A 23,840-nucleotide genomic window follows, 5' to 3' on the forward strand; every position below is an offset into this window, starting at 1 on the left:
ATAAATACAGGCGTCTCAACAGAGTCCTGTGACGAGGACTTAGATAAGTGATTTGACCATCTATATCGAAGAAATAGCCCAAAATGCGCTCCGTAAATCGCTAAAAACATTAGATTGCGGGTTCGCTCCATTCTCGTTGATTGAATAGGTCGAGGAAGGGTGGCGATACCTCTCCAAGGCTGGCGATACCCCTCCAAGATGGGAGTCTGTTGTCTTGGCGCGAGCAAGCAAAGAGCAACAATCGTACCTGCCATTATTGTGGATTTGTTTATCAATGACGAACTTCGAAAGTCCGAAGCTTGGTCTAGAATTTGTCACAGACCCTGGGCCGGGTTGGCCCGGCCCGGACCACTTCAAGCTTCTTCAGTTCAAACATGAAATCAAACTCGTCCTTAATCCCAGTTAAAAATTAGGGCTGTGGGAGATTTCTGAAAACGTGTACTATTTGTTTGGGGGATTCCGGGTGAAGCCAATGAGTAAAGGACGGGTCGTAATTTTCGCCTGCTTGGCTGTAACTTTGGGTTTTGCGGCGGCGATTGGTCTTGCTGAATTGTCCCTGCGTATCCATTTATACTTTACAGAGGCGGATGTGGAATCCATCGCCGCTCGCGATCATGGGCTTGGCTTCAATCCGTTTGATGTATTGCACGGGCTGAATGGATGTACGTGGCCCGACACTCTTTATCCACACCCACGTTACGGTTTCATTCAGCAGGAGGTTCCTTCCTGCGGATGGCCGATCAGCAACTTGTCGGTTTATGGTCATGATTTGCCGGAAGAAAAAGATCTTAGTCGTTTTGTAATTTTGGTTTTGGGTGGGTCCGTGGCACAACAGGTAACTTCGGGCCACACACTGGCTAATCGCAATTGGATTGAGGAAAACCTCAACCGTTATTACACGGGCCCCAAGGGCGAAGAGTTTCTTGTTGTCAATGGTGCTCTGGGGGCCTGGAAGCAGCCTAACCAATTGTTTCGTCTCATTGAGAACTCCGAGCGCATCGATGGGTTTATTTCAATTGAAGGGTACAATGAGTCTGCCATTATCAGTTTAGGCGCGCGTTTTGAAAAGCCATCTCCGGTTTACGCTGGAATGGTGAACTTGCCAGATCTGCCATTGGGATTTTCTTTTATGGCCAGGGTTGCGAAACGGGTACTTGTGAGCACGGGTTGGGCCGAGCGATCACTTCTGGCAAAATACATCTACGTGCGAATCGTTGTCCCGTCTCACATACTTGGACCGGCTAATCTCACATAACTGGACCGCCTGATTTTTGGAGGTCTATACTTCAGTTTTTTCGATGTCAATATCTGGCAAAATTATTCGTCCTTTCATGCGGTAACTTGGACCCTCAAATACCACGATTTTAGCCTGCTCAAACATCCGATCGATCGCCGCATTGGCTAGGATCGGATCACTAAAGACTTGTGGCCATTCTTCGACATCTCGGTTGCTGGTCAAGATCATCGCCGAGTTGTATTTGCGTCGATCAAAGAGATCAAATATCTCTTCACTCACATCCCGTGGCATCGTCACTACGCCCCAGTCGTCAAGGATCCAAAGTTTGGACGTCAAAATTTGTTTGAACAATTTATCCAAAGTGTTCCGCTCCCGGGCCATCCGGATCTTGGCACTGAGTCTTTTACGCTCGAACAAAACACACTGTGGCCCAGTGCTGCGGTTTTCATGCCTAATGCAATTGCGCAGTGGGTTTTGCCAGTTCCTGGACTTCCAAGCAACAATGCAATTTCATTTTCCTCTACGAACTTGCAACTCGAAAGCTCTTCGATCTTCTCGCGATTGATCCTCTTGTTAAAACTCCAATTGAACTGCTCCAATGTTCTCCTCTCTGGGAATGTCGCCTTTTTAATCCTACGTTCAATCGCGTTTTCCTTGCGCGTATTCAGCTCATGCTCAAACAATGTCGTCAGCCAGGAAAATCGGACTTGATTTTTCTGGCTGCCAAAACCGACTCTAAATTCTCAGCTGCCGACGGTAGCCTTAGCATCGTCAGTTGCTGACGGATTGTTTCTATGCTCACTCCACGCTCCCTCTTGGTTTTGGCCACATCATTTCACGACCCGTAAGTGAGCCCTATACTCACTCATCGGCCTTGTGAACTTGCCGCCCGTTGTATTAAAATTTTCAGTCTCCATTTTTACTTTTGGTGTCATCTTCAAAAACGAGTGGACCGTGCGAAAACTGATCGAACTGATTTCAATTGCAGACGCACAGGCCTTGTCGATCAAGGCATTCTGGTATTTCTTGTTCAACGTCAGGATTCCCCAGACCACCCGAGTGTCTACAAAACCTTCCCCCTCGATAAAATGATCTGGATCATTCGAGCGACATTGCCGCCGATAGCCTCTGCCTGCTTGATGTAATGGGCGTGATTCTGCAAATTCGTTTCGTTCGAGGATTTGTAGTGATCCTTGCACGCCTGGCGCTGGAACTTGTCTTTGATTACATCATAGACTTCCAGTAGCCTCCCAGCGCAGTAAATCGAAAGCTTTTCTCCGTTACCAATCAAAGTCACACTCTGGCCCGACAACCTCAAGTCAACTCGATAGTATTTATTCAAAAACCTCACATATCCATCACGGCGAACAAATCCATTCAAAATGGTCTCGATCTCATAAGGAACCTGGGGCAAGTCACGCAATGTCTTTTGTTCCTGATTCTCAAAAACCTCCACAGGCTTCTCGCCATGAGTGCCGTGCTTGCGACAGTTGGCAATCTTCATTTTCAAATCAATATGGCTTTGGGCTTTCTCGATTGAAAATTCCTTCAAATCAAAGGACTCAAAAGCCGCCGAACCAATTGCACCGTACGTTCAACCTTGCCCTTCTTCTGTGGATCCGCCGGAGGGAGGGCCTCTATCGTAAAACCGGTATGCGATGCAAATCTCTCGTAACCGGCATTCAAAATCGGCTCATGCTCCGAGGCACGATTCACGAATACCTTTGGATTGTCAGAGGTGATTTTCCTTGGAACCCCACCAACCTCAAAGAGCATTGATTGGATCGCTTTCACCGTTGTCACAAAATCGCACTTGTCCATCACTCGAACCATCGTGTACCGACTGTGACCCAAAATCCCGATAAAGGCCCATATGGCACGTTTGCGACCGTCCTGATCTATCACATCGAGAGCCTTCGCCCAGTCCACCTGCAAGCATTCCCCGGGGCGTGAATGATTTCAGGTGATGAGCCCCGAAGCAGACGGTCGGACTGAAAATGCTGCCTCTCAAGATAGCGGTAAAAACTTGCACGTGGAATCGACACCGGAATCTCTTCGAAGATTGTCTGTGGTGACCAACCCAGATGGAGTCGCTCCAAGATCCAATTCTTGTGCGGATCGAGCAGAGCGTCGGCTTCTGCTGGTTTCGACTTGCGGAGATCTATGATCGGAAAAAGGGCCTCGGGATAATTCGGCAATTTCCTATCAGTCGACCGAAAGAGTTTTGGCTCTGTACTGATCTGTTCTAAGAATCCGTACTCCACCGCAAGGCCTCGGACCTTGATCACATAGCCTTTGCCTTTGGAGAGTTGATTGGAAATTTGCGAAGCCGATTGGCCCGCTCGAAACTGTTCGACAATTTTTCGATCCACCGTGATTCTCCCTAAAATCGAGTTCCTTTTCGCTTCATGCTTCCTCCCTTTTAGGGGTCATTCTTGCATGAAGTTCAGGTGGATGTTTCTATGCCTAATTTTTAAGCATTTGGCCGGTCCAAGTATATGAGATTTTGACCCCACATAACCGGTCCACTTGTGTGAGATTTGTCTGCGTCATACCGGTCCCGTTACGTGAGACGGGACAGAATCGTAGACATTTTTAATTCTGCTTATGCAAAGAACATAAAAAATACGCATTTTGAAGGGTTACACCGCTATCCAGAGACTTGGAGTTTTGCGCGGCAGCAAGAGGCCAGTCTGGAAAAGTATATAGATTATTTGCATGCCATGAATGCCTTTGCAGCCGAAAAAAAAATCAAGGGAGCTCTGTTTATTCAGCCAATACCAAACCTCTATAAGACCTTGGCAGAAGGGGAGTGGCCGGCGCCGCGCTGGGAAATTGATGCCAATATTTACTTGAATCTCGAACGAGAGATTTTGAGTGAAAATTTTAGGGCACTTAATCCCCTCAGCTTATTGAAGATCTATGAAAAGGAGCCGGATCTGATATATTTTGACGACATCCACGCTCGGTATGATGAGACTGGTTACAATAAGGGGTATGACCTGATGGGACGGGCAGTCGCAGATCGCCTTGCGTCGGTTTGGCATTTGCCACGTAAGCGGCAATAGTTAACGAGGACCGATTGCGGGCGGGGGCTCTGTGTTGGCAAGTTTTATGATGCCAAGGGGACAAGTTCGCTTCAGAGGAGAAGGGAGAGGCAAATGCCTCGCCAACTCGTGGGATTTAGGCCCGCCCCTCCAACAACTTCGTGGGCCAGTTCATTGAATTCACCGGTTACACAGCTGTCGCAGTAATAAAGTTACCTCATTGCGACGCCCGTGGAAAATCCAGGGGATTTGTACCGTGGTTGCCGAGAATTTCGTTTTGCAGACCTGGAATTGGGAGTCTTAGAGCGAACTGGTGGAATTCTAAATATTGTGACTCAGATCATTGGATATTGGCCTTTTCTCATTTTGAGACGATTTGCCTTCTTCGTGCCGGTTTTTCTCAATTCCACAATTCATCCACATTCCAATTCTAAGATGGAGACAGGTTATCGTCTTTAAAAAGAAGGGAGAGGCTGATGAGCGCGAATATATCATTGATACCAGGAGCAATTGCTGCGACCTTGATTTTGACGGCCTGTGGAAAGAGCTTCAGCTCTGTGAAGCTGACGAATGGCAGCTCATTGGTAGGTAGGAATGAGGCCGTGGCGGATATTTCCGATTCATCTGGTACCTCGAAATCAAACACAACTTCCTCAGAAGTATTGGTCAGTGGTCGATACTTTGTGGATAAAAATAACAAGGTAATTCGGCTGCGCTCTATGAACTGGGACGGCTTCAACGATCGTAGCCTCATGTTGCACGGTCTAGACATTCAGCAATTTGACACTGTTGTGGAGCTGATGAAACAAGTAGGAATTAACTCCATTCGACTGCCTTTTGCCAATGAGATGCTCTCGATCACACAGCCTAAAACTTCGGAGACTGTGCTGTTACGCCATCCTTACTTACGTGGACTCACACCAAAACAAGCCTTTGTGGAGATGGTTCGACGCCTGACAAATGCGGGTCTGTATGTGATTCTCGACAACCATCAGACAACTATGGACTATTATGGTGAGAATGCGGGAGATGGTCTGTGGTTCAGTGAGTCCTTTTCGGAAAGACAATGGTTAGAGGACTGGTCATTGGTGGCACAACTCTTTCAAAGTAATTCGAGAGTGATTGGCTATGAATTGCGAAACGAAGTGCGCGCGGCTATTTTAAAGAATGGGACTAAAACTCCAGAACCGAAATGGGGAGGCGGAGGAGCCTACGATTGGCGACGGGCTCAGATCTTAGTGGCAAAGAAGATTTGGAGCCACAATTCAAAAAAGATTATTTTCCTCAGTGGTGTTGGATACAATTTCTATATTGGCGGAGCCTATTACACACCAATTTCACCAATTGAGGTGGGACAAACTCATCCTCACTTCGCGTACTCCGTTCACATCTATGGGTGGTATGAGGACAATCAAAAGGTTTTGACAGGACGACTGCACCAGCTGACCAAAGAGCAGCAATACGAGGTTTATGGCCGGAACTTTGGTTTTGCCATTGTTCAAAATCAGACCTTCACCGCGCCCGTCTGGGTGAGCGAATTTGGCGTCTCAAACTTATATAACACGGCCAATGATGCGACAGAATGGCAGTACTGGTACCACTTCCACAATCTGATCGACTATTTGAATCTAGGCCAGATCAGCTATGGCTATTATACCTTGTCCAGCTACTACACCAAGAATACGTGGAATCAATCTTATGATTGCAGGTCCAATATCAGTGAATACTATCAATCAACAATCTATTCCAACGGCAGCCCCGTATTTGGAAAGAACCACTATGAACTCTACTGCAACACCTACGGAATTCTAAGTCTGGGTTGGGACGCCTTAGCGAGTGGCTGGAGAGTTTCGGAGTTGCGCCGGTTGCTCCAATAGAGGTTAGAGCAGAGGAGATAATGCTATAACTGGAGCGGGAAACGGGACTCAAACCCGCGACCTTCGCCTTGGCAAGGAAACGGTCTATCCACTTTTAGTTCTAAATACTGAAAATCAGGGGGGCAGGCCAAAAGGCTGGGTGCGGCCATTGGTTTTGGGTTCTGGCCTTGGCGGAGCGCATTAGGTCCAGCCGGTGGGGCCATGGGGTCAGGATAGGAAAACGAGGCTGACGGCCGGACGAGACGTGGCTGACTGATGGCTGATTGGTTTTGTGGCGTTGGGATTTGAATTGTGCTTGGAACAAGACCAAGGGGTTAATCTGCGAAGCGGATCACGGTCTTACGCGACAAGGGTGGGTACTTCGCTTAAACTTTTAAGGTATGGATATTTTTGAAATGCTGAAAGATGGCGAACTTGCCGTTCGCTATGAGGAGTTTATTTCTGCGGAGTCCGCAAGGATCGCGACGGCCCATCAATTGGAGCCGTCTTGGGTTGAACTGGTTTTGCGGGAAACGGCCGAACTGACTGATCAAAAAGCTGACTATTGGGTTCCGCAGGTAAAACAGCATGGCTTTAATGGGGAGCTTTTTTTCTTTCCAGATTTGGATGAAGGCGCGGCGTTTTTGTCACAAGAGCAATTGGTGGATTTCTTCTCTAACCCGCTACCAAAGCTAAAAGTCCGATACGCGACAGCGCTCAACCTCAAACAAACACAGCCCCCTTTTTATTCAAAGCAAGAGCTGGTCGTTATTCTCAATAAGTATCGTGATTTTTTAAACAAGCACCGCGAAGAATTTGTCTCAAAAGGCTACACGGAAAGTGCCTTTTCGTTTTCTTGCTTCAACCATTTCATTCCACGCACTCTTTTAGCGCAGTCATTTCACGACTTGATGGGAGCAGAAATTGAATGCGATGAGCATACGCCAGCCGCGAATATATGCGATGACTTAGCTCCGTACCGATATAGGGATTTATTTAGCGAAAAAGAATGGGGTGCGGTGCTTGAGGGTCAAACTGTCGGCGTTCGCCAGTTGCGGGAAAAGCTGTTTGCGTTTTTACTGGGAACAACAAGCGTAGCTATCGAGTCATTACAAAAAAATGGGATTGATGGGATCTATAAATCCCTGTCCGAACTACTATTAAAATCGTTTGATCCGGAAGGTGATGACTTTAAAGCTCTCTATCACATTGACCAGCAAGTACGCGAAGAACACGCGATGTCTGTGGACTATATTGAATATGACGAATCAAATCCGCCACCAGTCAGCGCAACGGAGGGGCCATCTTATGGCTCCATCGACGACATTTTATTTTTTATCGCTTCAGTAGCGTTTGAGACGGACACGGGCTGTTTAAGACAGGCTCAAATCAAGCTCGCCCCTTTCCTCAAAAAACTTCCTTCCGGACACTCCGTCTTCGGCCTCAATTTTTATCAAAACAGTATTGGCGATAAATCTCGCTCATTTAACGACGCCATAGATTATTGGGCGCAGGCGATTGAAGCGCAGGAAGCTTTTTTTAATAATTTTGACCGTGAACTCAATTCATATTTGGATGGCCAATGGATTGATCACATTACTATTCAGGTGTCTCGCCAAAACAAGAAAGCTCTTAACGAAATTATGAGCCGCTTGAGCCAGGCAAAGGATGCCAATACCTTACTGGCAAAGCTCCTCCGTCTTGAGAGTGAGGAATTATCTGGGGAACGGACTACACCGACACGCACATTAGGGTTCAGCGACGATCAAGTCACAAAGTTAGGGCTTGCCGAATATAAAGTTAAAAACTCCTCATTCGCATTTGATAGCCAATTCCGCTCATTGAAGTTCGATGGCAGAGCGGTTGGCAACTTTACCATTAATCAAGTCCGTGCCATAAAATTACTGTATTCTCGGCACGAGGGCGGAAATCCAGATACTCCGTCGGAGATGATTATTGATTTCTATTCGTCCGCAGGAGATAGGCGCGCAACTCAATTGAAAGTCAGTAGCGATATTTTTCCACGTCACCCATTATGGAAGAAGTTTATCGTTAGCCGTGAGCGTGGAATGTATCGAATCGATACGGCATGGATTCCGAATGAGGATGATTTTCTTGACTCGAATCAAAATCAAAAACTCATCGGCGAAGTGAAACCCGAAAAGGCTCTCTCCTCAAAATCCAAAAACCGCGCAGGCTGAACACCTAATCCGCCGCGGTTCATTATCTTAAACACGATCCATTAAAGGCGCACTCGCGCCTTTTGTTCTCTTTCTAAAATAAATTTTGGTTCTCAACTACCAGAAATCTTTTTCTTTTTTGGCGGTCAGCCGTCCGTCAGCCAAGCTTCGTCCGTCGGTCAGCCTCGATTTCTTACTTTGTCCTTAGGAGGCAAATATGAAATCGAAAACTGTAACCAAGTCCCGTGCTCAAAAGAAAACCGCTACTCAGGTAGCGCCAACAAAAATCAACACCGCTCAGTGGGTGTTAATACTGACCGCACTTTTTAATCACGTGCGGAATTGGATTTATAATCAAATCCAAAGTGCCCGCACTCAAGTGGTAAGCCGGTACAAGGCGTTACTGTGGGTGAAAAATAAAAAGCCCAGCGGCGGCACCGTTCAGCCACTTACAATTCTTGAAACGTTCAGCGGAATAGGCGGCACCCGCTTAGGTGCTGAACAAGCTGGATTTAAGGTGGTAGCCGCAAGTGAAATTGATAAACACTGCATTGCCACTTATCAGGACAACTTTGGTGATTGCCCATTTGGGGATATTACTCAACTCAATGCGGAAACGGTGCCTAACTTTGACGTGTTGACGGCCTCAACACCGTGCCAATCCTTTTCTACTCAAGGAAAACGCAAGGGTCTTAAAGATAAGCGTGGGGAACTTATCTATGACGTTTTTCGGATTGCGGACGCTCACCCGGAACACCGTGTTCTTTTCATTGAGAACGTGAAAGGCATGGCTACCACCAACGGCGGGCGTGGATTAAAAACCGTACTCAAAGAATTGCATTCCCGTGGCTACTACACGCACCACCAAGTTTTAAAAGCATCTCATTATGGTGTACCGCAAGCCCGGGAAAGACTTTTCATCGTGGCGTTCCGTGAAAATGTTCCGTTCAGTTTTCCAAAGCCAACCGTTCTTGCGGCGGCAAGCGGTGAGATTTTAGAAAACTCAGTTCATAAAAACTATTTCCTAAGCCAAGAGCAAATAGATACTTTGGTTCAAGCCAAAGACCGCTATGACAAAAACGGCGATAACTTTGGCTTTGAAATTATTGACCCTGCGAAACCCACGCACACCATTTTGCGGTCAACATCATCACTGTTAAAAAATCTTGTGGCGGTGCCCCTTGAAAAGAGCGCACCTAAAAACCGTGGCGTGTATGATTTGACGGATAAAGATGGAAACACCAAAAAAGTTCACTTACGCAAACTCACCCCACGTGAATGCGCAAGACTGCAAGGCTATCCTGATAGCTATGAACTTACGGCGTCTGCTTCTGAAAGCTACAAGCAACTTGGAAACTCAGTCCCTGTTCCCGTAATCCGTGAACTATTTAAAGAAATCCTTGTGTCATTGACCTTGTGGGACAAAGGGGTGCGTGTCACTAAAAACACTGCAAAGAGAATTGACCCGGTTCCACCACAAAAAAATGTGATTAAGAAAAATGGGAACACCGTAAGTACCAAAAGAATTAAGGCACCCAAAGTCACGGCAACCATGAAAGTCAACAAAAAACAAAAGGCGCAACCAGCGACTGTTTCAAAGCAGGACAAAACTCAACCCGTTACAACAAAATCAGGTACACCAAAAATGGGATTAGCTTTGGTGAAAGGTGGTTCAGTAACACCACCGCCTGTTTTCATTAAACCTGGCCTTACTGATGATAAGAAATTGTCCGGTGAAATTTCAGGTTGGTATTTGAAAGATAAAAAAAATCATCAAATGACGCCCAACTGGCTGGTGGTATTTTTAAATTTTATCTGCCCACTTGAGCTGGACGCAGCCACAGGCCCAGAGGCCAACTCAATTCACAAGTTCAAAAGAATTCTGACTAAAAAAGATAATTCACTCAAGCGGTCATGGAAAGTAAGTGAGGGCAACGGTGTTTTCGTCAATCCGCCTTACAATGATAAGAATGGTTTAATGGCATGGGCAGAAAAAATGGATTCTGAATATAAGAAACACGGCCAACCCATTTTTGCTCTGGTCCCCGCATGGACACCTGAAAGCAAGTGGTTCCGTTGTTTCAGTGCGAAAGCTACTCACATTGTCTTTTTAAAAGAACGGCTCACGCACAATGAAACTGTAAATAAAAAATCAGCCATGTTTCCGTCTGCTGTTTTTGTCTTTGGTGGTGATTTACTTGGTAACCGTTTTGACTATTTGTCTCAACTCGGCATGGTTTTGGAAACTGAAACCTACAGAAAATCAAAAGCACAACTCCAAACAACAAAAGCGGCATAATGTGACCACTTGGCGTGGGTGACCAGAAAAATGGTCACTCACATTTAGAAAAAAGCATAATAGGCCGCGAATAAAGTGGCCTATTCAAAAATCACAAATGGAAAACACCATTTTAATAATTATTTTTGGGAAAAATATCAGACCGCCCGAAAAAAATCCTATTTAACTTGTAGAGGTTCCCGTGGTGGGGGCCGCAACAAGAACAAAAGGAGACTGTATGAAACAAATTAAACTGACCGACGTAACAAGAAAGGAGCTGGATACGGGAATGATTGTCCCCGTGAATGTAGAAGCACATACGGAAAGTATTATTAACGACTGCTTCCCAGAAGTAAAACTGCTTAACCGTTATAGTCGTGGGCACGGAACACTCATTCGTCAGACCGACGAAATAATGTTTTTAATGTGTTGCCATGACGAGCAGGCGAACAATATCGCAGCCAAACAATGGATTGAAGTTGACGGCGAGTTCTACGATGTTGACTACACAATTCAAAAACTCACCGATGCAGGATTTGACGTTGAAAATGACCTCTAACCAAAATGAAAGGAAATTATATGAAGAATAATAATGTAGAACCAATCTTTAAGTTCAGCAATCACTGGGACGATGACCAAGACCCTTGTTATTGGGAGGATGTTTGCGAATCTTTGAAAGACATTTTTCCTAATGGCATCTATTCAATGAGTTCGCAAGCCTTTGGCTGGGATCGAGATGCCGCCTGCCGAATTATCGAGGGCAATGGTGAAAGGTTATTGCGCCTGACGTTTGACGCGACATTTGAGATATTCAAGCATAAGAATCATTGGGAAGTTAAGATCGGTCACCACGATTCGCCATTAGGCGATTGGTTCGTGATTTATAAACACAAAACCAAGGGCGAAGCCGAAAAGCATCTTCGAGGATTAGGTCATCGCATTTAATGCTGAGTTCATCAGGAGTAGTTCAATGGTTCAAACCGAATGAGGCACCCGACAATGGGTGCTTCTTTTTTTTTTGACTGCGACCCTAAATAACCTCTCCCACATTTTAATAATTCTGCCGTTAAGCTCATTGCACGGTTATTAAATACGAATTATTAAAACTGAACCCATAACCACCCCAGACCCCAATCGATGGCACTGCTTTAAACGGCTCCAACAAGCTCGTAGCGGGGTTTTCGGGCCGCCTCAGTGGTCAGTCTATGCCGAGCTTCCTGCGGGCACTTTGGGGCTGTTTAAAACAATAGCCCGAATTATTAAAAATCAATCCCCCACGAGGATTTTTAATAATTCCAGCGTCCAGAGTTTTTAATGAAAAAAATTGTTCTTTAGAGAAATTGGCCCGCCAGCGACGTACGCACCCACGATCAAGAACTGCGCCGTTCCCGAAACGGTGCGCCCCACGACCAGCGATCTCAAGCGCTTATGGTTGCTTGCAATGATTTTTGATTTTTGCGCGTACAAGCAAAATCAAGCGCGGCAGGATCTATTCATGGGCGTTTGTGAGTTTGAAATTTCAATGTCTCATAGCCACAAGAGAAAAACATTTTTCTCTGGGGAAACTGGCCTGAACTTCGGCGCACGCGAACACGATAAAAACGGAGTCCCGATGGATAAAAAGCTGGAGGTAAAATTAGGGCCGACCTTGATTCGGCTGATGAACGAACAAGGGCTGTCGCTCAAAGAGCTGTCATTTTCTGCCGGTGTCCCACTATCCACGATCTCCCACATGAGGGGCAATCGTCAGCCGCGGGACATTTCAACCGTGATGGCTGTCGCGCAAGCCCTTCATGTTTCACTTTTCTATTTGCTCTATGGACAGGATGAGCCGTCGCAAAAAAGTGAGTTCATCAGCGAATTGATGGCGGAGCTATTCTCTGGATCTTTTGAAGTCAGGGTTAAAAAAATACGAAACAAGTCTTGAGGAGGTATCTATGAGACTATTCATTTTGGTATTATTTGTTTTTGGCTTAACCGCCTGTGGTGGAAGTGGCGGCGGAAACGGCGGAGGTAGTGGAAACATTGCTCCTGTTGGTAGCGCCCAATTCAATAGCCTGACCTACGGCTACGCAAACAATATCTGTTACAGCACTTCAACTATTGGAACGCCGGCGAGTTGTAGCGTCAGTGGAACACCGAGCAACCAAACGAGTTCAGCGACGTGTAGCGCTGGAACCGTTAAGGTTATTTGTAATGTCGGCGGAAATAGCTATGCTCTTGTCACGAGTGGCGGCTCATCGGCGGACGCGACTTGTATAGCCGCAGGCGGAACGGTTCAGGTCACTTGCCCGATTACTACGAACGGCGCGTGCACTTCGGCGAGCGGAGTTTGGACTGCGGCAAATTATCCAAGCGTCTCAAACCCTACGGACTGCGCCAACGCGGGCGGGATTTTTTATTCAACCTTGCAGCACCTCACTGGTTCTATGCCGAATGCGAATCTATCCGCAGGAAACAATGTAGTCAGCGCAGATCCAAATGAAGTTGCAACGGTATTAGGGCTATTCAACGGCGTAAGCGATTTAGATAATACCAATTTATCTCTGGTCTCGATGTCAGCGACCGCCGCCATCGGTAGCTATTGGGAACATTCATTTTATATGAGCGGTGCAAGCGTTTACAACTTCCGTTCAACCTCGGTGGAGTTCTCAGTAGGCTCGCCAATTAGCACAACGAGTGGTGCGATCACGATCAAAGCAAACTCGGCCACCTTGTATTATCACTAAAATTTAGGACGGAAATAATATGAAGAAATCAAAGGAGATGGATTATATGAAACTTCGGGAGTGTTGCTTCAAGCTAAGATCGCTTGAGCACCTTCTCGAAAATCAAAAAGAAGGTCAAGTAACGGAACTGGATGAACTCGATCTGTGGTACGGACTGGGCTTGATTTTAAAAGGTATTCGCAACGACATCATGCAAGTGGCTCGGGAGATCGAAGATAACGAAATTAGAAACGTAAAGAAGCAATCTTGACTCAAACACTTGCGATAGGAATGGAGGATATATGATAGCGACATTGTTGATAGCGATTCCGGGCTTATTACTAATGGCTGTCCCTGTAATCGGTGGATTGTGGTTAATGACGGTGGTCATCGCTGTGATCGGGACCGTCATCCGGCAGCTCGGGTTTGCGATGAAGACATGGATCAAAACGCATATTCACCATGTCCATTTGTCGGATGCCGAAATTGAAACTCGCTACCGTGAACTTGATATAAAAAAGAACGGCTACAATCCTATGCGCCACGACTTCCACATCAAGGAGCTGTTTCCACGAAAGCCCAACATGGAGAAAATTAAAGCTGCGGCTAAAAGCCTTTTCCCGCACCGTTACCACGAACTCATGCCCAAAATCGGAAAGGACGATTATCACGTCGCCCGTAGTTTTCTAACGAACATGGCAGTTGAGCGGCACACCCAGTTGACGGCGGGTCAGTGGTCGGAGGCTAAAGAAAAACAATGGATCGAGATGCCGTTTCTTCCGGTGGTCATGCGTGAAGTTGACGAAGAGTTTGTAAACTGGTGCTTCCTGGCTGTTGGTCGGGAAGTAAAAGAACACTATGCAAGCTAATGTTCAAAAAGAAGTTTTCGGCTGTCGTTCACAAAGTCCAGAATAGGTATCTCAAGGCCCGGCGGTATGGGCTTGAGATACCTTAGATGAGGTGTTCCGTCGTCATCAAATCGCAAAACCGCTATGGGATCTTTTGCTGAATCACGAATGAGGTAACGGATTTTGTAGTCAGGCAATTCAACGAACGGATACCAGTTTATCTTTTCTTTTAAGCTCATAAAAATGCTCCTTTCTTTTGTTTTTGAGACGCAATTCCAAAAATTGAACTGCATCTTTCAAAGTTAAATGGATTTACCAACGCTCCACGGTCATCAAGCGACACGCGCACCTAATAGCAATCCAGAATAATTATTCTGGATATACTTTATGTATCTCCACCTCTCCTAAATATCGTCAAACAGTTCAACCGCGCGATCATCCACCGATCCCGCGCTTGTCTGTTTGGACTTCTCGATCAAATCTAAAATAGATTTGATCTTATCGTGATTGAGCTTTTCTTTTGGATTGATGAAAATATAATTAGAAGAGAAATCTTCGATCTTATTCCCACGACTGTCGCACATAATGATAAAGCCGTAGCCGATGAGTTGCCGGATGGCCGAACGGCAGGCGCCCATTGATATTGAAAGCCTTTTGCAGATGCGGCGACGACTTAGAAATACGATTCGTTTTTCGTTACCTATGCCCGAAACCTCACGGGCAAGTTGGGCATAAATTAAAAGCCTAAGTCCGACCTCGGACAGAAATTTTTTGTTCAGCAAAATAATGTTCATGTGTTCAAGTTCCATAACTGACCTCCGCATGAGTAAATGGATCAGTCGCGCGAGCAATCCATTTACTCTGTATGAAGCAAACTCGACCAACGGCGGGCCGACCGCGAAAAATTAAAACCGTCGTTATTGAGTGGCTGGCCATCTACTGGCTTGGAACGCTGTTAGGTGGCCTTGGGTGGCTGTGGCTTGGGGGTGGATTGCCGGCACTGGCTATGCTCGCCGTTTCAGGGCTTCTGTGGTGGCTTGTCGGCCTTGTGGATCTTTGGTGGCCTTAAACACCCTCTGTATCTATTTAAGACGTGAGCAAGGGGGAAAGGTGGAAGTTTCAATTTGGTGGGTTTTAATAGCGTTCATTGTTGGGCTTGGCTTCGGGTTTGAGGATTCTATATCCAAAAAACAAAAGAAGAAAAAGCAAGACACTGACGACGAATAACAACTGATTGATTGCCACGGAACAAAGCTCCGTTTCTTCCTTTCGCGGAGTCGCGTTTCAGTCACCCTTGCTCATTTTTTTAAAGGTCATTTTCTATTTCAATTTTTGCCGCTGCAAACTTGATCATTATTTCTTCCACATCGTAAAACTCATCTTCAATTTTGACCCAATCCTTTTTTTCCACGTTGAACTGTTCTTTGGCGCGGCACCACTCATTGAACAGATGCCATTCCATTTTCTGAACGACGCGGCCATGAGGTAGCTTGCAGTGACCGCCGATCAGTTCCACCTTGGGATACCGGTCGTTGAGCAGTTGGATCGTGTGGCTTACAATGTCCACAGGCTGAACCTGCCTTTGTTTAAGTTCTGCTTTTGATATTCCCGATAATTTTATGGTCTCCACGATTTTTCTCCGTCTTAATTTTGGTTAATGGTTATTGAGCGGTCCGCATTTTTTAACTGCTGATCTAAATGTCCAAGCTCATTTGATATTTCAAGGTTTGATTTTTTTTCATTGAGCCAATCCGAGATTTTATTAAAAACCAAAACGTCTTCTTCGCCGTGAGGCCGTCTTTTGCGATCCATAAAAACCGCGTACAGCCTTTCAAAGTAGGTCAGTTGGTGTTTTGAGAATCCAGGAGAAATCTCAAATCTAGTTGAAAGTTGAGGGCACCAGCCTTTCGTGGAATGATTCCACTATCTTACAAAAGAAAGGCACCCTCATGAAAAGAAGTACCAGACAGAGAAAGCAATCCGCAAATCAAATTCAGCAGCTGTTGGGCGAAGACAATTTTGCATTGAAAGTTGCTCAGACAATCCGTTGGGGAAAAGCATCGATCGACTCACTGAATCACGAAATAGGACGGATGTTGGTGGAGTCGATCCTGCTGATGGATCGGGAAAATATAGCAGGTCCCGATTACGCGCCGACAGGGGATATTTATAAGTGGGCCTCCCAGCGAGGGTCTGCGTTTATAGGTGACCAGAAAGTGGCGGTCATGGTGCCGCGACTTCGCGGCACTCGGGGTGAGGTCACTCTTCCCAGCTATGCAAAGCTCAGAGAACGTGGTCAGTTCTCAGAGGAGCTGCTGACGAAGATGATGTCAGGCTTATCGGCGCGCCGCTATAGCGAAACTGTACAAGACGCCGCACACGCGTTTGGAGTGTCGCCATCGTCGGTCTCACGCCACTTTGTCGAGGCCACAAGCAAACAGTTGAAACAATTTTTAGAGCGAGATCTCTCTGAATTTGATCCCTTTGCCATCATGCTGGACAGCGTTCATCGCGGAGGAGTTGCATTTATCACCGCGCTTGGAATTTCAGTTGCGGGAAAGAAAATGGTGTTGGGCTACTGGGAAGGCGCCACGGAGAATAGCGACATTTGCAATGAATTATTGGCGGATCTTGAACATCGCAATCTCAACTTGACCGCACGGGTGCTATTTGTAACTGACGGAGGCAAAGGTCTTATTAAGACTCTTCGCAACAAGTTCGGAAAGAAACTCATCCATCAACGTTGCACAATTCACAAGGATCACAATCTACAAAAGCACCTCGCCAAGAAATACCGCAAGCGGATCCATCAACAATACGTGGCGGCTCTTGGGCATGGGAAATATGAAGACGCCAAGGCGGCACTGGAGACTTTGGAGCAGGAATTGATGCTAATCAATAGCTCAGCTGCGATGTCTCTCAGAGAGGCCCTTCCAGAGCTTTTAACCTTGCATATTTTGAACGTGCATAAGGATCTTTATAAAGCTCTTCATACAACAAATGGAATCGAGAATCTATTCTCGTCGGTTCGTCATCGAGAACACAACATCAAGAATTATAACCCAGAATACAGAGGGAAGCGGCGAAAAGGAAAACTCTCGCAACGCTGGTTGGCGGCCGTGTTCCTGAAAGCGGAGGAAAACTTCCGTACGGTGAAGGGATACATGCACATCAAAACTGTGATCGCAAGAATTGAAAAATTGCAAATGGAAACCGTTGACAAAAAAATAGGAAAGGCAGCATAGTCAGACACGATTTCACGAAAGCGGTTCCAGATTTTCAACTAAAAATGAGACATCTCCAGAATCCATGATCTGAAAAATCGCTGGCGGTCTTCATATCGTCAACGTAGCGGTAGTATTCTCGGGCTAAATAAGTAAATCGCACGTCATCGCTGACAATTTTTTGAGATTTATTGATCCACTTTTGATTGTCATTTGTTGGCCCTTGAACTTCTGTGGGCTCTTCCGTACTTGGTAGGACGGCTTGATTTCGTTTCCGCCGTCCTTTTTTGCCGTGTGCGTATGTTGGCACCGACTTACCAAATGCGTAATCCAAAGATTTTTTGTCCTCGTAACCTTTGTGCGTGAAAGCTCGCGGAGCTTTGCCCAGTTGCGCAGTTTCTTCAGCAATCCGGTCTTGAAGTTCCTTGGTTACTCGCCAACTATACGGATCGCTCAGGAAAAAATAGCGGTTGGTATCACGTCGTGGCGGATTATAGCTTCGCTTACCTCCACGTTGGACTTTAATTATTCCCATGAACTCAAGTCGCTTGACCGCTCGCTCAAGGTGGTATGGCCCACATTCACAATGCCTCTTGATAACTTCGCGGCTTAACTCGCAACCGTTCTTTTGATAGCTGGCAAACAACGTGATTAGCGTTCTTTCAACAAGGCTGAAAAGCCAATTTTGAATAATGACGTTATAAATTGGCGTGTAGTAAAGTAGTAGTTCCCGTGGTTTCTTATTTTGTTCATTCATAAACCCTCCCTTTTAATGGTCACGGTCTATAAATGGATTTTTCTTAAAGTCCCCCAGAGATCGGGCATTTTGAGCTAACTGGGGTATCCCCGGGGTACAGTCTTCTGAAAGAAGACCTTAAATGAAAATTAGCAAATAACTGGGGATTGTCGGCTTATGGCCGAACAAATAATAAATAGATTTTTACCGAAGCTCGTCTTCTGCTTCAGTTGCCCCTTTAGGGGGCTTGGAGCAAGCCGAGGGGGCACCAACTTGGCTGGTGAATGGGGTTTCTTGAAAGAAGAAAAAAACAAAGGGAGGACTATTAAGTCTCTCCCTTTGTGGCTAAACAAAACTCGCGTAAATTAAATTACGGAAATGTTTCTCAAGCGCAGGTAGTTAGAAATAACTCTCATTTCAGATTCAGACAGTTGACCCGTACTTGCGGTCAGTTCAGATTTTGATACCGAAACGCGAGTAGATGCAAATTGAGCACGATTTAGCTTGCCGTCTGCGAACGACTTCCCACTGATAACTAATTGTCCAAGTCTTTCCGAGCTAACATTCAAAGATCTGGCAAATTCGCTGATAGTAAGACCAGACGCCAGTTGTGGGTCGTTAGCAGCTATCAAAGCTTCCATTTCGGTTTCTTGCAGAACCTTTTTTACGTTAGCGCGAACTTGGGTATTAGCTGATGTCTGACCATCACCATAAAGAGCAACTTCCGTCTCTTTATTATAGAGTTCTGCACCGAAAGAAATGTCGCCACCTTGGCTGAATGAACCTAATAGGATCAATGTCCAACCGATAGCAACCGCACCTTTTTTATCTTCACTTGAAGCAGTAAGAATGGTGCCTACCAATTGAATTGCTCCTGCAGAGATGTGCATTCCTTGAACTTGTACGCCTTTTTTGTCCACTGTTTGTGAGAATGCATTTGCCGAAAAGAGCAAACACACCAAGATAGATACTGACTTTTTCATTTGCGACTCCTTTTTAAGTCTAATTTCATTTTTTAAAACATAGTTATCCAATCGTCTTCTATAGCAATCAGTGTTCCATTCATATAAATACTTCAAGTCCAAATAAAATGGCTTAGGACGTGAATTTCCAAGGTTTTGCACGACTACAAGTTTGACATCTAATGTAAGCGATTCATAACCTGTATTTTTCAGGCTCGAGAATCAGGTGATAAAATGATCTCAGCGAGGCGCTCGAAGTCTTCGAGGGATTTGGCCAGTGGTAGCTCACTGAGCAGTCGAACCATGGCCGCGTAGGGATTCACCCCATTGATTTTGGCTGTTACCGTGAAGCTGTACATGACACTGCTGGCCTCGGCCCCCGCGGGTGTGTCGGAAAACAGCCACGCATTCCTGCCGATGGCATACTTGCGGATCGCTCTCTCCGTAAAGCCATTGTCCGCCTCCAGACGCCCATCCTTGAGGTAGCCTGTCAGGTACTCATACTCATTCAAAAAGTAGCGGAGGGCCCCTCCGATCTTGCTTTTTACTGGAACCTTTGGCTGATGCCTTTCAGCCCACTCCTTCATCTCTTTCCAAATGGGCTCAGCTATTTCCAGCCTCAGGCGGTTATTCAAATTTCCTGCGGGAGTGCATCCCACATCCTATGCGGATCACGCCCTCTTGTTTTTCCAACACATCATAGGCATTCAATCCGTCACATTGCAGATATCCTGTAATTCCGTCCAGAAGCTGCCTGGCCGCTTCCTGGCTCCGGGATATGCGGTAATCAAACAGAACAATCTTCTTGTCCCCGTAGGGCGTACTCCTCACCCACATCCATGATTTGTCTTCGGCCTTCCTGCCATTCTCTTTGAGAACCTGCACTTGCGTCTCATCCACGGCCACATAAAAAGAGGTTATCAGCCGGTCTGAAAGAACATTCCAGACAGGCACGAGAGCCTGCGCCACTTGCACCACCCAGCGGGCCATCGTGCTGCGGGGAAGATCAACTCCCTGACGCTCCATGATCTCCTCAATCCGATACAGCGGAAGTCCATCGCAATATTTGGAGGTGATAATGGCGGCAAGCAACTCGGGAGTGGCAATCCCCTTAGGGATCACGCAAGGCACTGGCGGAGCGGTCTTCACATAGTCCCCGCTATCCACTCCATACTTGGCCCGCTCATAGCGGATCACACTGACTTTAGCTGGCTCATACTTGAGCTTCTCCGAGAACTCCCAGCCAATCACCTTGAGAGGTTGCCCCTCTTCAGAAAAACGCTCGTTTTCTGGAAGCTCGATCTTCACCACTTCCCGCTCAAGGTTCTCGGGGATTGGACGACGATGACCCCGCTGCCTCTTATGCGAAGGAACCGTGACCTCGACCTGCGCCTCATCCTCTTCGGGTGTCCCTTTGGAGACTTCAAGTTCCACTTCGTTGTAGAGAACCCTCTGTTCGGGCGACACCCAAGACTCCGACTTTCTACCAAACTGCGCTCGTTTGAGAGAACGGATCTGCTCATGCAACCAAGTGACCTCACTTTGCAGGAACTTGATCTTCTCTTCATCAAGACGAGCACGCGCTCTCAGGCCTTCATTCTCTGAGGACAACTCTTCTTGTTTTGAAAATAGCTCTCGCGGCTGCATGCGCGGGACTCTTCAACATTTTCTTCGAAAGATCAACAGACTCTTTCAAAATTTATTTCTGAAAATGGCTTCATTTTCCAAACATCATAACCTTCCAGAAGCCAGCTCAATTGCTCTGTGGATATGTGGACTACTTCCTGCAAAGATTTCCTCGGCCATGGGAACTTTTCCACATCCAATTGCTTTTGCCATAGACAGAACCCACTTCGATCAAAATACAGAATCTTGATCGTGTGCCGTCGTCGACCACAGAACACGAAAAGATTTTTCCCGTTCAACTTTCCCATCTGGGCACTCTCCACAATCTGACTCAATCCCGGAATCCCACGGCGCAAATCGACAGGATCTCGATGCAGAAAAACACCCTCAAATTGACTGGGAGATTTCACCTAGTACCTCCCTGCAGATAAAAGATCAGCTCAGCCACCCATTGTGCGTCAGGGAGCGAACGAACCGCTCTTGGTTTCTGAATTTCCACTGGCACAAAAGCAGAGCTCACCGGCTTTCGGCGTCCAACACTCCCTCTCTTGCTTCCCTTGGATAGTCGATACTTCCAGTTCTTGAACGTGGTGTTGTTCAGTCCCTCTTGCCGACAGAACTCGGTCTCGGAGCCAGAGAAATTTTCTGCCTCCCTGATTTTAGTTTGCCAATATTCTTTGGTTTTTAATCTTTGATCAGAATTTTCCACTCAAGCCTCCTTGGTTGTTGAGCAATATATGTGGAAAGTTCAAATCACAAAAATAGGGTTTATGGAGCGCTTACCATCTAATCGACAAAATTTGGCTTGCGCCAATTTACGGCACTTTCTGAAAGGTCATTGCCGTCAGAGTTACAGTTGGGCCAACGAAAACAAAAAATGAAGTGGCATTTATTTTGATATGTAGTCTTAGTATGAGGTCTTTGCTGCTGATTTTATTTTTATTCGTATTTAGTCCGTTAGTGCACGCTAAGGTGGCGTACTGGGGTATTGTCGGCATTGGGCGTGGGAACGGAGTTTTGGGGCACTCGTTTCTTTTGGTTAAAGAAAGAAACCAGCCGTTTTTGATTGGTGATGTATACCAATATAATATTTCTGCAAAAGACGGTAAAGCTCTGTCTCCTGCGGATGTGATGGCCAATACCGGCAATCTAATTTTCTCACTTAAACAACAGAAGTTTCTACAGATTTTTAATTATTATACCTCCGCAGAAAATCGCATTGTCGCGCTTTATGAATTGGATATGAACGAGCGCGAAGTCAATGACTTGGCAAGTCTGCTTCAAGCCGACATGGCCGATCTGAAGTTTCCTGAAAATCATCAGTACGGACTTTATAATAATTGTGTGACTAGGCCTGTGGAGCTCATTAACAGAATAGTTGATGGACGAAGACGCATTGACTATCTTGGAAGCAATAATGCCTCAGTCAGAGAGGGTTCGGGGATTTTGGCATCGATTCGCGGTTCGATCTTGAATCGGCTTCCTTTTTTTATAGCCAATACACTTGAAAACCATCCGATCTCTAAGGGCCGCGTTCAGCTTTACGAAAGCAGGACAACACGAACCGCAAGATTTTTTTCTTCGATCAAAAGTGACATCACGAAAATGGGTGGAGAATGTCGATGGAGCCGTCAAACCAGAGATGCCCTTGAGATGTACACAATACTTTTTTTAACGGAACCTAATAGATATTTATTAGATCCTGTCATTAAGTTAGTGAACTCCTGCTCCGCCGCCCAATCCGTGTTCGCCGGAACTGTATTAAAACTTTATCAAGTGATGGACGATAAGTATGAAGCTGAAAAACAAAAGCTATATGAAATAGCGAATCAATTGGGGCAAAAATGACAATGCTTAAAGGTTCGCTCCGCACATTTAAATTAACTGTCCTTACGGTTTTGTTGGTTATTTCGGGCTTGAGCATTACGGCCTCCTATGCTCAGGCCGCAAGTGCCGCAGTTTCAAATAAGTGTGCGGAATTATTTCTCACTGTTTCGGATAGACAGGCTAAGGTTGAAGGGGAATTAGCAGCAGTTGAAACTCAAAGGCTCGGTAGAGCCGAAGAGTACCTTGGTGGGATAGTAAAAAGTGGCAAGTTTTTTACTTTTGACCAAGTTGTCGAATATGTCATTTTGAGTTTGCTTGTAGGAAAGGTGAAAGACGATTTTGTAGATAGTCTGCAAAAGAATGTGGTTGATCAAAATCTGACTATATCTGAGCGTGAAGGATTGCGTGCATTATTTAGATCAAGTCGCGTTGCTTATTATTCTCGCTTATTGCATCCGCTGAGAGATCAAGCGCAACTGGCAAAAAAGATTTATTGGAACGCGCGAGTTGTTAGAACATCCAATGAAGCTGTCACCCAGGCATTTGAAGCGATTCGAGTTGTCCTGGAGCCTGAGTTTAAACCCATTCGATCTGTAGGGGTATATTTTAACAGTAGAGGCTCATATGTCCGGGAGTTTTTAGAATCTGCTCAAAAATTATTTTCACTCCAATATGAGGTATATCAATCAACAAAGACATTTGCCGATATTTCCATTCCCACTCAGTCAGCAGCAAGAATTGCTTTCGGAAAAACAAAGAGAATTTTCTCAAACTTATTGTGGCTTAAGCAGTATAGGACAATTAGGGATTTAAAGCTCTCTCAAGATGTCGTTGACGCCATCGACACCCAAGATCCGTTAGCAGTTAAAGCTTTAGTTCGTAAGAAATATGGCGCCGAAATCCTTGTGCATTGGTACGTAAGACATTTACGGAATATACAAAATGCGGCCATAGTTGCACTGGCCGCAGTCTTGGTTCCGCCTTTGACAAATGCAGTTGGTCATCAATACTACCTTGAAACCTTGCAGACTTCCCAGATGGAAGCGACCTCAGTAAGGTCTGCAGTAGAAATTGTCTCAGGCGCCAATAACGAAACATTAGGTCTTTTGCGACAAAGTGTAGAGAATGCTCCTCGAAATGGAGTTCAACCTTCCGAAACACAATTTTTCTCAGAAATTGGGGATATACTCGCAAATGACGCTCAAAACTCTCCACCCTAAAAGACACTTAGCTCAGTAGAAAATAAGCAAATATTAAAAGTGGCGGCGACGCTCTTACCGTCGCTATTTTAAGAAGTGCGGGCTGGCTCGG

32 protein-coding genes are annotated in these 23,840 nt (G+C 45.9%); 16 read left to right on the forward strand and 16 right to left on the reverse strand.

The window, feature by feature from the left end:
- The first annotated feature begins 463 nt into the window (after nt 1–463).
- A complete protein-coding gene (locus tag IPL83_01300; GenBank protein ID MBK9037788.1) occupies nt 464–1,255 on the forward strand; it encodes a hypothetical protein in 792 nt (263 codons plus the stop codon).
- 24 nt (nt 1,256–1,279) lie between these two features.
- Here the strand turns inward: IPL83_01300 and IPL83_01305 are convergent, their stop codons facing one another.
- The 6 genes from IPL83_01305 to IPL83_01330 all read right to left on the reverse strand — a co-directional run bounded on the left by IPL83_01305 (nt 1,280) and on the right by IPL83_01330 (nt 3,609).
- On the reverse strand, nt 1,280–1,618 hold the full coding sequence (locus IPL83_01305; protein ID MBK9037789.1) for an ATP-binding protein: 339 nt from the start codon (nt 1,616–1,618) through the stop codon (nt 1,280–1,282).
- Entirely contained in the window at nt 1,570–1,920 is a 351-nt protein-coding gene (locus IPL83_01310; GenBank protein ID MBK9037790.1) for an ATP-binding protein, read from the reverse strand. The genes IPL83_01305 and IPL83_01310 overlap by 49 nt, the downstream gene beginning before the upstream one ends.
- A gap of 147 nt (nt 1,921–2,067) precedes the next feature.
- Nucleotides 2,068–2,271: a hypothetical protein gene (locus IPL83_01315; GenBank protein MBK9037791.1), complete on the reverse strand. Its 204-nt coding sequence runs from the start codon at nt 2,269–2,271 to the stop codon at nt 2,068–2,070.
- A 29-nt stretch (nt 2,272–2,300) separates the two neighbouring features.
- Nucleotides 2,301–2,789 carry a hypothetical protein gene (locus IPL83_01320; GenBank protein MBK9037792.1) on the reverse strand — a complete coding sequence of 163 codons (489 nt, stop codon included), beginning with the start codon at nt 2,787–2,789 and terminating at the stop codon, nt 2,301–2,303.
- Nucleotides 2,786–3,172, reverse strand: coding sequence for a transposase family protein (locus IPL83_01325; protein ID MBK9037793.1), 387 nt, complete (start codon nt 3,170–3,172; stop codon nt 2,786–2,788). The genes IPL83_01320 and IPL83_01325 overlap by 4 nt, the downstream gene beginning before the upstream one ends.
- Nucleotides 3,139–3,609 carry a hypothetical protein gene (locus tag IPL83_01330; GenBank protein ID MBK9037794.1) on the reverse strand — a complete coding sequence of 157 codons (471 nt, stop codon included), beginning with the start codon at nt 3,607–3,609 and terminating at the stop codon, nt 3,139–3,141. The genes IPL83_01325 and IPL83_01330 overlap by 34 nt, the downstream gene beginning before the upstream one ends.
- Before the next feature lie 195 nt (nt 3,610–3,804).
- On the opposite strand from IPL83_01330, the gene IPL83_01335 reads away from it, so the two are divergent.
- The 11 genes from IPL83_01335 to IPL83_01385 all read left to right on the forward strand — a co-directional run bounded on the left by IPL83_01335 (nt 3,805) and on the right by IPL83_01385 (nt 14,175).
- A complete protein-coding gene (locus IPL83_01335; protein ID MBK9037795.1) occupies nt 3,805–4,305 on the forward strand; it encodes a hypothetical protein in 501 nt (166 codons plus the stop codon).
- Nucleotides 4,306–4,515: 210 nt separating this feature from the next.
- Nucleotides 4,516–4,743: a hypothetical protein gene (locus tag IPL83_01340; protein ID MBK9037796.1), complete on the forward strand. Its 228-nt coding sequence runs from the start codon at nt 4,516–4,518 to the stop codon at nt 4,741–4,743.
- Nucleotides 4,744–4,760: 17 nt separating this feature from the next.
- Nucleotides 4,761–6,161 carry a cellulase family glycosylhydrolase gene (locus tag IPL83_01345; GenBank protein MBK9037797.1) on the forward strand — a complete coding sequence of 467 codons (1,401 nt, stop codon included), beginning with the start codon at nt 4,761–4,763 and terminating at the stop codon, nt 6,159–6,161.
- A 395-nt stretch (nt 6,162–6,556) separates the two neighbouring features.
- Entirely contained in the window at nt 6,557–8,341 is a 1,785-nt protein-coding gene (locus tag IPL83_01350) for a hypothetical protein (protein MBK9037798.1), read from the forward strand.
- A 196-nt stretch (nt 8,342–8,537) separates the two neighbouring features.
- Nucleotides 8,538–10,619 carry a DNA (cytosine-5-)-methyltransferase gene (gene dcm / locus IPL83_01355; GenBank protein MBK9037799.1) on the forward strand — a complete coding sequence of 694 codons (2,082 nt, stop codon included), beginning with the start codon at nt 8,538–8,540 and terminating at the stop codon, nt 10,617–10,619.
- A gap of 217 nt (nt 10,620–10,836) precedes the next feature.
- A complete protein-coding gene (locus IPL83_01360) occupies nt 10,837–11,157 on the forward strand; it encodes a hypothetical protein (GenBank protein MBK9037800.1) in 321 nt (106 codons plus the stop codon).
- A 113-nt stretch (nt 11,158–11,270) separates the two neighbouring features.
- Nucleotides 11,271–11,543 carry a hypothetical protein gene (locus IPL83_01365; protein ID MBK9037801.1) on the forward strand — a complete coding sequence of 91 codons (273 nt, stop codon included), beginning with the start codon at nt 11,271–11,273 and terminating at the stop codon, nt 11,541–11,543.
- Nucleotides 11,544–11,922: 379 nt separating this feature from the next.
- Nucleotides 11,923–12,525 carry a helix-turn-helix transcriptional regulator gene (locus IPL83_01370; protein ID MBK9037802.1) on the forward strand — a complete coding sequence of 201 codons (603 nt, stop codon included), beginning with the start codon at nt 11,923–11,925 and terminating at the stop codon, nt 12,523–12,525.
- Nucleotides 12,526–12,535: 10 nt separating this feature from the next.
- Entirely contained in the window at nt 12,536–13,327 is a 792-nt protein-coding gene (locus IPL83_01375; GenBank protein ID MBK9037803.1) for a hypothetical protein, read from the forward strand.
- A 19-nt stretch (nt 13,328–13,346) separates the two neighbouring features.
- Complete coding sequence (locus IPL83_01380; protein MBK9037804.1) at nt 13,347–13,577, forward strand: hypothetical protein; 231 nt, start codon at nt 13,347–13,349, stop codon at nt 13,575–13,577.
- A gap of 31 nt (nt 13,578–13,608) precedes the next feature.
- Entirely contained in the window at nt 13,609–14,175 is a 567-nt protein-coding gene (locus IPL83_01385) for a hypothetical protein (protein ID MBK9037805.1), read from the forward strand.
- On the opposite strand, the gene IPL83_01390 is transcribed toward IPL83_01385, so the two are convergent.
- A complete protein-coding gene (locus IPL83_01390; GenBank protein ID MBK9037806.1) occupies nt 14,172–14,393 on the reverse strand; it encodes a hypothetical protein in 222 nt (73 codons plus the stop codon). The two genes, IPL83_01385 and IPL83_01390, sit on opposite strands and share 4 nt — an antisense overlap.
- Before the next feature lie 165 nt (nt 14,394–14,558).
- A complete protein-coding gene (locus IPL83_01395) occupies nt 14,559–14,963 on the reverse strand; it encodes a hypothetical protein (protein MBK9037807.1) in 405 nt (134 codons plus the stop codon).
- A gap of 160 nt (nt 14,964–15,123) precedes the next feature.
- On the opposite strand from IPL83_01395, the gene IPL83_01400 reads away from it, so the two are divergent.
- Nucleotides 15,124–15,381: a hypothetical protein gene (locus IPL83_01400; protein ID MBK9037808.1), complete on the forward strand. Its 258-nt coding sequence runs from the start codon at nt 15,124–15,126 to the stop codon at nt 15,379–15,381.
- A 79-nt stretch (nt 15,382–15,460) separates the two neighbouring features.
- On the opposite strand, the gene IPL83_01405 is transcribed toward IPL83_01400, so the two are convergent.
- Both IPL83_01405 and IPL83_01410 read right to left on the reverse strand, forming a co-directional pair.
- Nucleotides 15,461–15,784: a hypothetical protein gene (locus IPL83_01405; GenBank protein MBK9037809.1), complete on the reverse strand. Its 324-nt coding sequence runs from the start codon at nt 15,782–15,784 to the stop codon at nt 15,461–15,463.
- Nucleotides 15,785–15,798: 14 nt separating this feature from the next.
- Nucleotides 15,799–15,966: a hypothetical protein gene (locus IPL83_01410; GenBank protein ID MBK9037810.1), complete on the reverse strand. Its 168-nt coding sequence runs from the start codon at nt 15,964–15,966 to the stop codon at nt 15,799–15,801.
- A 137-nt stretch (nt 15,967–16,103) separates the two neighbouring features.
- Between IPL83_01410 and IPL83_01415 the strand changes: the two genes are divergently transcribed.
- Nucleotides 16,104–17,399, forward strand: coding sequence for a transposase (locus IPL83_01415; GenBank protein ID MBK9037811.1), 1,296 nt, complete (start codon nt 16,104–16,106; stop codon nt 17,397–17,399).
- Nucleotides 17,400–17,433: 34 nt separating this feature from the next.
- Here IPL83_01415 and IPL83_01420 read toward each other — a convergent pair whose 3' ends face one another.
- From IPL83_01420 to IPL83_01445, 6 genes are all read right to left on the reverse strand, one after another.
- Nucleotides 17,434–18,135, reverse strand: a complete 702-nt coding sequence (locus IPL83_01420; protein MBK9037812.1) for a hypothetical protein — start codon at nt 18,133–18,135, stop codon at nt 17,434–17,436.
- A 344-nt stretch (nt 18,136–18,479) separates the two neighbouring features.
- Complete coding sequence (locus IPL83_01425; protein ID MBK9037813.1) at nt 18,480–19,097, reverse strand: hypothetical protein; 618 nt, start codon at nt 19,095–19,097, stop codon at nt 18,480–18,482.
- Nucleotides 19,098–19,285: 188 nt separating this feature from the next.
- Complete coding sequence (locus IPL83_01430; GenBank protein ID MBK9037814.1) at nt 19,286–19,711, reverse strand: transposase; 426 nt, start codon at nt 19,709–19,711, stop codon at nt 19,286–19,288.
- Entirely contained in the window at nt 19,704–20,723 is a 1,020-nt protein-coding gene (locus IPL83_01435) for an IS66 family transposase (GenBank protein MBK9037815.1), read from the reverse strand. Before IPL83_01435 ends, IPL83_01430 begins: the two co-directional genes overlap by 8 nt.
- A 32-nt stretch (nt 20,724–20,755) precedes the next feature.
- The gene (gene tnpB, locus IPL83_01440; GenBank protein MBK9037816.1) at nt 20,756–21,112 is read right to left on the reverse strand and encodes an IS66 family insertion sequence element accessory protein TnpB; all 357 of its coding nucleotides are present in this window, start codon (nt 21,110–21,112) and stop codon (nt 20,756–20,758) included.
- Nucleotides 21,109–21,411 carry a hypothetical protein gene (locus tag IPL83_01445; GenBank protein ID MBK9037817.1) on the reverse strand — a complete coding sequence of 101 codons (303 nt, stop codon included), beginning with the start codon at nt 21,409–21,411 and terminating at the stop codon, nt 21,109–21,111. The genes tnpB and IPL83_01445 overlap by 4 nt, the downstream gene beginning before the upstream one ends.
- 203 nt (nt 21,412–21,614) lie before the next feature.
- Here IPL83_01445 and IPL83_01450 point away from each other — a divergent pair, with 203 nt between their 5' ends.
- Nucleotides 21,615–22,550, forward strand: coding sequence for a DUF4105 domain-containing protein (locus IPL83_01450; protein MBK9037818.1), 936 nt, complete (start codon nt 21,615–21,617; stop codon nt 22,548–22,550).
- Nucleotides 22,547–23,749, forward strand: coding sequence for a hypothetical protein (locus IPL83_01455; protein MBK9037819.1), 1,203 nt, complete (start codon nt 22,547–22,549; stop codon nt 23,747–23,749). Before IPL83_01450 ends, IPL83_01455 begins: the two co-directional genes overlap by 4 nt.
- Nucleotides 23,750–23,840: the final 91 nt, after the last annotated feature.

This window comes from Bdellovibrionales bacterium, from assembly GCA_016716765.1.
In the GTDB taxonomy this organism is placed as follows: Bacteria; Bdellovibrionota; Bdellovibrionia; order Bdellovibrionales; family UBA1609; genus JADJVA01.

What these genes read in the sequence shown, in the direction of transcription:
- IPL83_01375 (MBK9037803.1), top strand. Translation starts at nt 12,536, where the DNA reads ATGAGACTATTCATTTTGGTATTATTTGTTTTTGGCTTAACCGCCTGT.
- IPL83_01390 (MBK9037806.1), bottom strand. Translation starts at nt 14,393, where the DNA reads ATGAGCTTAAAAGAAAAGATAAACTGGTATCCGTTCGTTGAATTGCCT.
- IPL83_01415 (MBK9037811.1), top strand. Translation starts at nt 16,104, where the DNA reads ATGAAAAGAAGTACCAGACAGAGAAAGCAATCCGCAAATCAAATTCAG.
- IPL83_01360 (MBK9037800.1), top strand. Translation starts at nt 10,837, where the DNA reads ATGAAACAAATTAAACTGACCGACGTAACAAGAAAGGAGCTGGATACG.
- IPL83_01450 (MBK9037818.1), top strand. Translation starts at nt 21,615, where the DNA reads ATGAGGTCTTTGCTGCTGATTTTATTTTTATTCGTATTTAGTCCGTTA.
- IPL83_01385 (MBK9037805.1), top strand. Translation starts at nt 13,609, where the DNA reads ATGATAGCGACATTGTTGATAGCGATTCCGGGCTTATTACTAATGGCT.
- IPL83_01350 (MBK9037798.1), top strand. Translation starts at nt 6,557, where the DNA reads ATGCTGAAAGATGGCGAACTTGCCGTTCGCTATGAGGAGTTTATTTCT.
- IPL83_01345 (MBK9037797.1), top strand. Translation starts at nt 4,761, where the DNA reads ATGAGCGCGAATATATCATTGATACCAGGAGCAATTGCTGCGACCTTG.
- IPL83_01305 (MBK9037789.1), bottom strand. Translation starts at nt 1,618, where the DNA reads ATGGCCCGGGAGCGGAACACTTTGGATAAATTGTTCAAACAAATTTTG.
- dcm (MBK9037799.1), top strand. Translation starts at nt 8,538, where the DNA reads ATGAAATCGAAAACTGTAACCAAGTCCCGTGCTCAAAAGAAAACCGCT.
- IPL83_01395 (MBK9037807.1), bottom strand. Translation starts at nt 14,963, where the DNA reads ATGGAACTTGAACACATGAACATTATTTTGCTGAACAAAAAATTTCTG.
- IPL83_01420 (MBK9037812.1), bottom strand. Translation starts at nt 18,135, where the DNA reads ATGAATGAACAAAATAAGAAACCACGGGAACTACTACTTTACTACACG.
- IPL83_01455 (MBK9037819.1), top strand. Translation starts at nt 22,547, where the DNA reads ATGACAATGCTTAAAGGTTCGCTCCGCACATTTAAATTAACTGTCCTT.
- IPL83_01425 (MBK9037813.1), bottom strand. Translation starts at nt 19,097, where the DNA reads ATGAAAAAGTCAGTATCTATCTTGGTGTGTTTGCTCTTTTCGGCAAAT.
- IPL83_01380 (MBK9037804.1), top strand. Translation starts at nt 13,347, where the DNA reads ATGAAGAAATCAAAGGAGATGGATTATATGAAACTTCGGGAGTGTTGC.
- IPL83_01410 (MBK9037810.1), bottom strand. Translation starts at nt 15,966, where the DNA reads ATGGATCGCAAAAGACGGCCTCACGGCGAAGAAGACGTTTTGGTTTTT.
- IPL83_01435 (MBK9037815.1), bottom strand. Translation starts at nt 20,723, where the DNA reads ATGCAGCCGCGAGAGCTATTTTCAAAACAAGAAGAGTTGTCCTCAGAG.